Raw genomic sequence first — 5,867 nt, forward strand, 5'->3', positions numbered from 1 at the left:
ATCGGGGGGAAAATTCCTGGACTTTTTCCCTGAAAATTAGGTAATTGGCCACCTCAAAACTGGTAAAACCCCACACCCCACACCCCACACCCCACACCCCACACCCTGCCACCACCGAAAAACTTTTTCAGCAGACCCTAAATACACTGCGCGAAGTAGTTAACGCCTTAGGTGGAACTGTCGAAATTATTGTCAAAATTCCCAACAAAGAACCTATAATTATTGGTGACTATTCAGAAACGAAGTGTAATTAACCACAGAGACACAGAGGACAGGGAGATTATTTGCCAATGTTATAATTTGTACTCAATAATAAATGTGTTCGCTTTTGGAACACAATATTTAAGATGGAATTAACGGGAAGACTCCATGAAAGCTATAAAGCAAAAATCTTAAATTGGTAAAAGTCTAATCCGAAAAATACGATCTGTCACTGACACAATTGCTCCCGTCTTTAATGCTTTTGTACAATCTCGTAAAACTATAGTTAAACGCTGATTAATTAGATTGTAGTTTTCATTGCCTAAACGGAATAGGATGACACTTGGTAAATTATCACCACTAATAGCGAGAAGTTGAGAAAAATCTAGATCGACAGTTAAAATTATCCGCTTTTCTCTTTTTGCTTTGGCAAGAATTTACTGATCAGATAAAGTTTGTAAGCCTTCATCTCGAAGATGAACGACATCATAACCTTGTTCTCTTAACCATGAGACTGTACGCAGAGAAATCCCCATATCGGCTAGAAACTCTATCTCCATTGCTCGATTAATTCAAAATAATGAACTTGTTCTCTGGCTAACCAAGAAGCATATAATAAACATTGGTGAATATCTTCTCTTTCTAGGTCAGGGTATTCCTCTAATATTTCCTCTATCGGCTTTTCGTTAGCAAGTAGATTAAGAATTAAAGAAACAGGAATACGCATTCCTCGAATACAGGCTTGACCTGCCATAATTTTGGAGTTAAAAGTAATTCGGTCTAATTGTTTTAAGGTCATATAGTTTCCAGAAATATGAAGATGATACCTGTGGTAATTTTATTATAGCTAATTCTATAGTTGCGAGTGGAAGTGGGAAATTACTCCTTCAGTGAGGGTGCAAAGCTTGTCTCCAACCCCGTAGGGAAGATTAGGGAATGGTGAGGTTTTAAGTTGTAGTAGTATAGTATAACAAGTTAGACGAGAAAACGGGTTTTTTGAAAAAACCCGTTTTCTGAAATCAATAGGTTGAAAAAAACCGGTTTCTGAAATCTTAAAACTGAGAGCCATGATTTTACCTAATCCAGACATATCATCCACACCGCTCGATGTATTTATTTCTTACTCTCACCGGGATGAGAAACTGCGGGAAACTTTGGGACTTCACCTCGCGTCATTACAAAGACAGGGAGTGATTAAATCATGGCACGATCGCAAAATTAGTGCTGGAACAGAGTGGAGACAAGCCATTGATGAAAATCTCAATTCAGCCGAGATTATTCTGTTGTTGATTAGTGAAAACTTTATCGCTTCTGACTACTGTTATGATCTTGAAATGGAACGGGCGATCGCACGGCATGATGCGGGGGAGGCGCGGGTGATTCCGATTATTTTGAAGCCGGTGGATTGGAGTGGTGCGCCTTTTGGTAAGTTGCAAGCTTTGCCAAAAAATGCCAAGCCTGTGACGACTTGGAGTAATCGGGGTGAGGCGTTTTTAAATATTGCTGAGGGGATTCGGCAGGCGGCAATGGAAATGGCGACAGTGTTAACTGACAAACAGCCCACTGTCTTGCCAGAGCCGCAACAATCCGCAAAAGCCACTGAGATGCCAACGCAATCGGAACCCCTCAAGCCAACAGTTACTCCAGACAAGATACAACAGGAAATTAGCTTGGAATCTCCAGAAGGACAAGTTAGCATTGACTCTCGCTTTTATATTACTTCCCCTTACGAAGAACGGTGCTATGAGGAAATTCAAAGGCCTGGCTCCCTGATTCGGATTAAATCGCCCCACAATATGGGCAAATCGTCCCTGATGGCGAAGGTACTTGCCCAAGCATCTCAACTAGGCTATCGTGCGGTAACGATCGATCTGGAACAGACCAATCAAAAGTTCTTTGACGATCTCGACAAGTTCATGCAGTGGTTTTGTGCGTCGGTGGGTAAACCACTAGGAGTAAGGGTCAAGATTGAAGAGTATTGGGATGATATTTTTGGAGCGAACGATAACAGTACGGATTATTTTGAGAAGTATTTATTAGAGGGGAACGATCGCCCGTTAGTGTTGGCGATCGATAACTTTGATCGCATCTTTAAATACGCAGATATCGAGACGGATTTATGCGGATTATTGCGCGGCTGGCATGAAAGTTCCAAGATTAAAAAACTGTGGCAGAAATTGCGGCTGATCATCGTCCATTCTCAAGAGTCCTATGCCCAACGGGATATCAATCAATCGCCTTTTAATGTGGGGTTGCCCATCGAATTGGGAGAGTTTACGCCTGAACAGGTACAGGAGTTGGTAGCACGGCACGGATTAACTTGGACAGAGGGGGAACTCGAACAATTTATGGGGTTAATTGGAGGGCATCCCTACATGGTGCGCTCGGCACTCTATCACATTGCAGCGGGGGATCTTTCTTTGGCGGAATTTTTGCGGACGGCTCCCACAGAAGCGGGAATTTACAGCGATTATCTGCGGGGACATTTGAAGACTTTGGAAGATTATCCTGAACTGGGGGCAGCCATGAAATTGGTTATTACTTCTGAAGCGCCGGTACGTTTGCGGTCTGAGGAGTCGTTTAAACTGGACAGTATGGGATTAGTGGTGCGGGTTGATAATAATGTGAAACCTCGCTGCGATCTTTATCGTCAGTATTTTTGCGATCGCTTGGGAGGAAATTAAATAAAAACACTTTATTGTAAACTAGATTTGGCGATTAGAGATGTGATTTATAATTCATTTTTTGAAGAGCCAATCGGACAAATTTTAATCGAAGATGAAAATCTCAAGTTTATTGTTTTTGATGCTGAAAAGGAGGTCATTTCGCAATGGAAAAATTAGATCAGTATCGTCATATTATTAAATCGGTTTTGATTCCTTATACTGAAATCCCTTATTCTCACGGCGAATTGATTTGTAAGCCGATTTTTGATGAAGTTCGAGATAGCTATCTTTTGATGACGCTCGGATGGGATCGCAAAACTCGCGTGCATGGCTGTTTAATTCATTTGGATATTATCAACGAGAAAATCTGGGTACAACGAGATGAAACCGAAGACGGAGTAACCCATGAGCTAGTGGCGGCGGGTGTTCCCCGGCAGGATATTGTCCTCGCTTTTCATCCGGCGGATGTACGCGGTTACACGGGCTACGCGATCGCCTAACCTCTTAGAAAACGGGTTTCTTAAAGAAATCCGTTTTCTGGGACATATTTTTAGCAATTTGGTATCAGATGACAAACCCAACTTCCTCGACTCCTTTTAGCTATCAAGTAGGCGGGAGCTTACCTGCCGAATATCGTGGGTATGTAGAGCGACAGGCCGATCGCGAATTGTACGATCGCCTGAAATCAGGAGAATATTGTTTTGTCTTTAACTCGCGGCAGATGGGCAAGTCTAGTTTGCGGGTGCGGGTGATGCAGAAGTTAGCGGCAGAGGGGGTGGCTTGTGCGGTCATTGACCCGCAAACCCGGGGAACCAGTTTGAGCGAGGATCAGTGGTATGCCGGAACCATAAAACGCTTGATCGATGATTTGCATTTACAAGAGAAAATCGATTTTTCGAGTTGGTGGAAGGATCTGGCGGCTCAGTCGATTTCGGCGGTCGAACGCTTTACTTATTTTATCGATCGCGTATTGCTGGCAGAACTCTCGCAAGATGTCGTCATTTTTGTCGAAGAAATTGATAACCTGCTCAGTCTCAAGTTTGATACCGATGGTTTTTTCATTCTGATTCGCTCTTTCTTTGAGCGGCGGGCGGAAGATCTGCGTTATCGGCGGCTGACTTTTGCGTTTTTAGGGGTGGCAACACCTTCCGATCTGATTGTCAGTAAGCGTAGTTCGGCGTTTAATATCGGTCGGGCGGTGGAGATGAGTGGCTTTCAACTCCAGGAAGCTCAACCTTTGATGCAGGGTTTGGTGGGCAAGGTGGACGATCCGCAGGCGGTGCTGCAAGCGGTGTTGTATTGGACGGGGGGACAGCCGTTTTTGACGCAGCGGGTCTTGAATTTGGTAGTGCAGGAGGCAGATTTGCGCCTATCGCCCCCAGATTTGGTGGCGCAGGTGGTGACGAGCCAGCTTATCGATAATTGGGAGGCGCAGGACGTGCCGCCGCATTTGAAAACGATTCGAGACAGGATTTTACGCAGTGACGAACGGCTACGGGGGCGACTGCTAGGGATTTATCAGCAAGTTTTGGATGCTGAACCCCCCCCTCTCTCATCCAGAAAGGAAGGGGGGATCATTGCCGATGAGAGCTACGAGCAACTGCAACTGCGGCTGACGGGTTTGGTGGTGAAGCGAGAGGGCAGGTTGAAAGTCTATAACCCCATCTACGCGCAGGTGTTTAATGGGCAGTGGGTGGCTCGCGCTTTGGCGGATTTGCGTCCGGGGTTTTATGGGGAGGCGTTTAAGGCTTGGCAGGAGGCACAAGAAGAGCAGAAAGAGTCGTTTTTGTTGCGGGGACAGGCGTTGCGGGAGGCGGAGACTTGGGCAAAAGGAAAGCGCTTGAGTAAAGAAGATGAACGCTTTTTAGATGATAGCCAGGATGTCGAAAAACGGGATATGGAAAGGCGATTGGCGGCGGAAACGGAAGCGAATCAGATTTTGACTGCGGCGAGGGAACAGGCGGAAACAGAATTAGAAACAGCGAACCAAGCATTATTAGAAACAAGGGAGGAATCCGACAAAATCATCAAAAAAGCTAATCGACGGAATAAGCTTAGTTTGTTGGGGGCATTGGGAGCTATTGCCATTGCTGCTATTGCCGTTCCTATTTCGATAAAGGCAACGAATAATTTCAGGGTTGCCCAAACCAATATCACAAAACTGAACGGCGACAAACTGAGATTATTAGCAGACCAAAGGAAGTTACAGCAAGACAAAATTATTTTAGATAGCAATTTGCGCCAGACGAGGGGAAAGGAAAAATTAGCCCAGAAAAATCTCTCAGTAGCGCGAGGAAAGCTAAAGGATGCCGATCGCAAGTTCCAGCAGGCACAAAACCAAGCGCGATCGGCCCAGCAGCAATACCTACAAGCACAGGAACGGGTACTGGTAGCCTCGGCGCAGTTGGCTCAAGTCAACCGAGATAGGGCAGCCACAGAACGGGATAAGGTGGCAGCAGAGCAGCAGTTCCGACTTGCTGCAGCCCAGCAGCAAAAGGCAGAAAGGGCGGCGCGACAGGCAGAGATAGCACAGGAAACGATCCTTGCGGTCAATCGGTTAGAGCGATCGGGTGAGGTTGCCTCAAATAACTTTCAATTTGGACAGATCCCAGCATTGGTAGAGGCGATCCAAGTTGGAGAAGCGGCGAAGGCATTGGCACAGAAAAAGGGACGGGCGGGGTTTGCGGCAAATCCCCTTTACGCGCTGCAAACGATGCTAGATACCGTAGAAAATCGTGCAGGGCAACCTTGGCAGCACCAAACCCTCTTGGCTCATCAAGACAGTGTCAGGACAGCCGCCTTTAGCCCAGACGGCAAGCGCATCGTCACCGCCTCAGAAGACAAGACAGCGAGGGTGTGGGATGCCGAGACGGGAAGAGAAATCGCCTCCCTCAACGGCCATCAAGGCTATGTCTGGACAGCCGCCTTTAGCCCAGACGGCAAGCGCATCGTCACCGCCTCAGAAGACAAGACAGCGAGGGTGTGGGATGCCGAGACGGG

The 5,867-nt window shown here is 46.3% G+C and carries 5 protein-coding genes and 2 pseudogenes; 5 read left to right on the forward strand and 2 right to left on the reverse strand.

The annotated features are described in order from the left end of the window. Nucleotides 1-137 precede the first annotated feature (137 nt). Nucleotides 138-254: pseudogene (locus PX482_RS27570) on the forward strand (XRE family transcriptional regulator); the annotation flags it as partial. Nucleotides 255-392: 138 nt separating this feature from the next. On the opposite strand, the pseudogene PX482_RS00020 reads toward PX482_RS27570, so the two are convergent. Next, nucleotides 393-761, reverse strand: a pseudogene (locus PX482_RS00020) (DUF5615 family PIN-like protein). Continuing rightward, nucleotides 752-1,000: a DUF433 domain-containing protein gene (locus PX482_RS00025; RefSeq protein WP_002774376.1), complete on the reverse strand. Its 249-nt coding sequence runs from the start codon at nt 998-1,000 to the stop codon at nt 752-754. The pseudogene PX482_RS00020 and the gene PX482_RS00025 overlap by 10 nt, the downstream one beginning before the upstream one ends. A gap of 268 nt (nt 1,001-1,268) precedes the next feature. Here PX482_RS00025 and PX482_RS00030 point away from each other — a divergent pair, with 268 nt between their 5' ends. The 4 genes from PX482_RS00030 to PX482_RS00045 all read left to right on the forward strand — a co-directional run. Further along, a complete protein-coding gene (locus PX482_RS00030) occupies nt 1,269-2,885 on the forward strand; it encodes an AAA-like domain-containing protein (RefSeq protein WP_149978441.1) in 1,617 nt (538 codons plus the stop codon). A gap of 27 nt (nt 2,886-2,912) precedes the next feature. Continuing rightward, complete coding sequence (locus PX482_RS00035) at nt 2,913-3,044, forward strand: element excision factor XisH family protein (RefSeq protein ID WP_002761389.1); 132 nt, start codon at nt 2,913-2,915, stop codon at nt 3,042-3,044. Continuing rightward, nucleotides 3,032-3,367: a XisI protein gene (locus PX482_RS00040; RefSeq protein WP_012268273.1), complete on the forward strand. Its 336-nt coding sequence runs from the start codon at nt 3,032-3,034 to the stop codon at nt 3,365-3,367. Before PX482_RS00035 ends, PX482_RS00040 begins: the two co-directional genes overlap by 13 nt. Before the next feature lie 68 nt (nt 3,368-3,435). Continuing rightward, on the forward strand, nt 3,436-5,867 hold a 2,432-nt coding region (locus PX482_RS00045), incomplete at its 3' end, for an AAA-like domain-containing protein (RefSeq protein WP_288121918.1).

Source organism: Microcystis sp. M53602_WE12, from assembly GCF_030065455.1.
In the GTDB taxonomy this organism is placed as follows: domain Bacteria; phylum Cyanobacteriota; class Cyanobacteriia; order Cyanobacteriales; family Microcystaceae; genus Microcystis; species Microcystis aeruginosa.

Bases quoted from the DNA above. Each gene is read 5' to 3' on its own strand.
- PX482_RS00025 (WP_002774376.1), bottom strand. From the start codon at position 1,000: ATGACCTTAAAACAATTAGACCGAATTACTTTTAACTCCAAAATTATG.
- PX482_RS00030 (WP_149978441.1), top strand. From the start codon at position 1,269: ATGATTTTACCTAATCCAGACATATCATCCACACCGCTCGATGTATTT.
- PX482_RS00040 (WP_012268273.1), top strand. From the start codon at position 3,032: ATGGAAAAATTAGATCAGTATCGTCATATTATTAAATCGGTTTTGATT.